Annotated in this window: 4 protein-coding genes and 1 pseudogene; 2 read left to right on the top strand and 3 right to left on the bottom strand. The window is 62.3% G+C overall.

The window, feature by feature from the left end; translation table 11 throughout:
- Positions 1-376, top strand: a pseudogene (locus HP499_RS23110) (MFS transporter); the annotation flags it as partial.
- A gap of 75 nt (positions 377-451) precedes the next feature.
- Here HP499_RS23110 and HP499_RS23105 read toward each other — a convergent pair.
- The 3 genes from HP499_RS23105 to pip form a co-directional block, all read right to left on the bottom strand.
- Entirely contained in the window at positions 452-751 is a 300-nt protein-coding gene (locus HP499_RS23105) for a hypothetical protein (protein ID WP_172326400.1), read from the bottom strand.
- Positions 752-876: 125 nt separating this feature from the next.
- A complete protein-coding gene (locus tag HP499_RS23100; RefSeq protein ID WP_172326399.1) occupies positions 877-1,320 on the bottom strand; it encodes a hypothetical protein in 444 nt (147 codons plus the stop codon).
- A 41-nt stretch (positions 1,321-1,361) separates the two neighbouring features.
- Complete coding sequence (pip, locus tag HP499_RS23095) at positions 1,362-2,345, bottom strand: prolyl aminopeptidase (RefSeq protein WP_172326398.1); 984 nt, start codon at positions 2,343-2,345, stop codon at positions 1,362-1,364.
- A 148-nt stretch (positions 2,346-2,493) separates the two neighbouring features.
- Here pip and HP499_RS23090 point away from each other — a divergent pair.
- The coding region (locus HP499_RS23090; RefSeq protein ID WP_172326397.1) for an MBL fold metallo-hydrolase at positions 2,494-2,814 on the top strand (321 nt) is incomplete at its 3' end.

Below are 2,814 nucleotides of genomic sequence, written 5' to 3'. Positions count from 1 at the left end.
GATCGTCATGACCGGTGGTGTGCTCATGGCCGTGGCTTGCGTGCTCTACGCAACGGCGGGAGGAGTGCCGGTGGTGGCGGCTGTGTCGCTCCTGTGCGGCGCCGCGCTCCTGCACTCATTTGCGGAGATTCTGTCCCAGGCGGGAGCGTGGGGACTGAGTTTCGAACTCGCCGACCCGCTCCAGGCCGGGGCCTACCAAGGGATGTTCGGGATGGGATCGGCCCTCGGGGCCATGCTCGCACCGATCGTGGTGACCGCCACCGTCGTCGAACATGGCGCGTTGGGGTGGGGCATTCTGGGTGCCGTCTTCCTTGGGTGCGCGGCGGGAATCGCGCTGATTGCGCGGAAAGCGTCGACGACGCCGGCACTCACCTGAGAGCGGTGAGCTGACAACAGCTGCCTCCCGCGGAATTCATCCTGCGGGAGGCACCTGTCTTCTTTAAGCGCAGGGTCAGTGGCTTCCGGTCACTTCCTGCCAAGGAAGCCGATGTCCATTGCAGAGCAGGCTGGGCGATTCGCCACGCTCAGCCAATTCGTCCTTGAACCCCTGCCTCACGGCCTGACCGTAGGACTGCACGCGGCCACCTTCAGGGTAGGCCGCATCGGGATGATCATTCAGGCCCGAGTATGAGCAGATGGAGTTGGAATTCTCCGGGCCCTTTTCCACTTGTCCTGCAGCGAAAGCCGGCGTCGCCGACAACGCCGTCAGCGCACCTACACAGAGGGCAGCGGAGAGAATTTTGATTCGCATTGTGTTACCTCGCTTTGTTGTGACGTGGCGTGCGCTCCCCAGCCAGCCCGACGCAGGTGGGAATAAGATAGCGCAAGTCCGCGCCGAGGGTAAGGGCTTTTCGGTGACTGCCCTCGACCCCGGGCCTACCGACGGCTCCCCAACTCCAGCAAATTCAGATCGACGCTGCCGTTGCCCGGCTTAGGGGAACCGCGTTTCACGCGCAATTGCGTGGCCCGATACTCATCCCTGGACAGCTTGAACCCATACCAAGTCAAAAAGCCCGCAATGCCCAAGGGCCACAGCAAGCCCCATGATGGTCCGCTTCCCTGGAGGACGGGCACAATCAACAGCGCCACCATGGCAATGGATACCACTGCCCCAAAAGCGGCCAGTATGGCCATACCCCACCACGTGCTGACCTGCGCCTGGCCTCGGCCCGGTGTAAACCCGATCTCGTCTGCGGGATAGCTGTGCAGCTCACCTGTGCGGGTCCGGCGAAGGACGCGCTTCTCGCCTCGCGCCACAGCTTCTTTATGTTCCGCGTACGCAGCGTCATCGCGCCGCTCACGTTCCCGGTCGTAGACCATGGTTAGCCCCTCACATCAATTCTTTGTACCGCTCATGATCTTCACACGATCCTGGCTGCGAGTTCTTCCACGGCCTGCGTGAGCGCCGCCATACTGGCTGGACCTCCGTGGCCCTCATCCTCGATGACCAGCAGCTGACTCGTCCGCCATCGCTGGTGCAGTTGCCATGCCGTAGCAACGGGGCCGCTGATGTCCCGCCTGCCGTGAATCAGATAGCCGGGAATTCCATCGAGCTGATGGACGCGGGGCATGATCTCGTTCCCCTGGGCGAGGAAACCGTCGTTGGCCCAATAGTGCGCCACCAACAGGGCGAAAGTCATCCTCTGCCGATCGTCGTCGAACATCTCCCCGGGGGTCCAGTTGGGGTCCAAGGATATGTGCGTGGATTCCCAGCGCTCCCAAGCCAGCGCTGCGTGGTGGGCGTCATCGCGGTCCTCCCCGGCCAAACGCCTGGCATAAGCCTCCACAAGGCGTTCGCCTGGCGCTCCTCCGGAGTCGCCCTGGAATCGACTCCATTCTTCGGGAAAAACGCGGCCAACGTCCTCCGTGATCCACTGGATCTCGGTCCGGCTGCTTGCTGTCACAGCAACCAGGGCAATGCCCAGTACACGGTTTGGGTGCTGCAGGGCATACGCGAGCGCCAACGTACTACCCCATGAAACCCCGGTGACAATCCACTGTTCAATCCCCAAATGGGTACGGACCGCCTCGATGTCTTCAATCAAGGTCTGCGTGGTGTTGACCGATAGATGTAGGAGGTCATCTTGAGCAGTAGGCGTGCTCTTCCCGCACCCGCGTTGATCCAAGCCTATGGTTCTGAAGCGGCGGGGGTCGTGGCGCTTTCGGTACCCTCCTCTGCCCAGTGAACCACCCGGTCCACCGTGAAGGTAGAGGACGGGCACACCATCCGGGTTACCCGTCGATTCCCAGTAGATCTGAGCGTGAGGTACGTTTACCCAGCCCGATGCGTGCTCCACTGCTCCCCCAAGTGATTCCAAGTCAGCCCGGCTGCGACGGGCATCCATTCATCGTAATCCGACTGGTGGGGCACCCCTACGACGTGGTCGATCCTGGCCCGTCCCCCAGCAAGACCACCCTTGCCGCAGATACTAAGCATGCTTATGGTAGTGGTGGCGGCGCCCTCATCTGACGGCCCGGGAAAGGGGAGCAACCATGGCAATGACCGAGGTGGCAGACGGAGTCCACCGCTACTCGGACGCGTACGTGAACTTCTACGTGGTGGAAGGCCACGACGGGCTCACGCTGATCGACTCCGGGCTCCCGGCCATGTGGACGCCACTAGAGAAGTCGCTCAGGGCTTTGGGCCACTCCCTCCAGGATATTCGCGCCCTGGTCCTGACCCACGCCCACTTCGATCACCTGGGTTTGGCCAAACGCCTCCACCAAGAGCTGGGCATTCCCGTGTGGGTACATCGCGAAGACTCTTACATCGCTGAACATCCGTACCGCTACCGGCACGAACGCTCCCGGTTC

This window comes from Paenarthrobacter sp. CM16 (genome assembly GCF_013179505.1).
In the GTDB taxonomy this organism is placed as follows: domain Bacteria; phylum Actinomycetota; class Actinomycetes; order Actinomycetales; family Micrococcaceae; genus Arthrobacter.
The sequence above is the reverse complement of the archived record's forward strand: the minus strand, read 5'-3'. Positions and strand labels throughout refer to the sequence as shown.

What these genes read in the sequence shown, in the direction of transcription:
- HP499_RS23100 (WP_172326399.1), bottom strand. Translation starts at nt 1,320, where the DNA reads ATGGTCTACGACCGGGAACGTGAGCGGCGCGATGACGCTGCGTACGCG.
- pip (WP_172326398.1), bottom strand. Translation starts at nt 2,345, where the DNA reads ATGGATGCCCGTCGCAGCCGGGCTGACTTGGAATCACTTGGGGGAGCA.
- HP499_RS23105 (WP_172326400.1), bottom strand. Translation starts at nt 751, where the DNA reads ATGCGAATCAAAATTCTCTCCGCTGCCCTCTGTGTAGGTGCGCTGACG.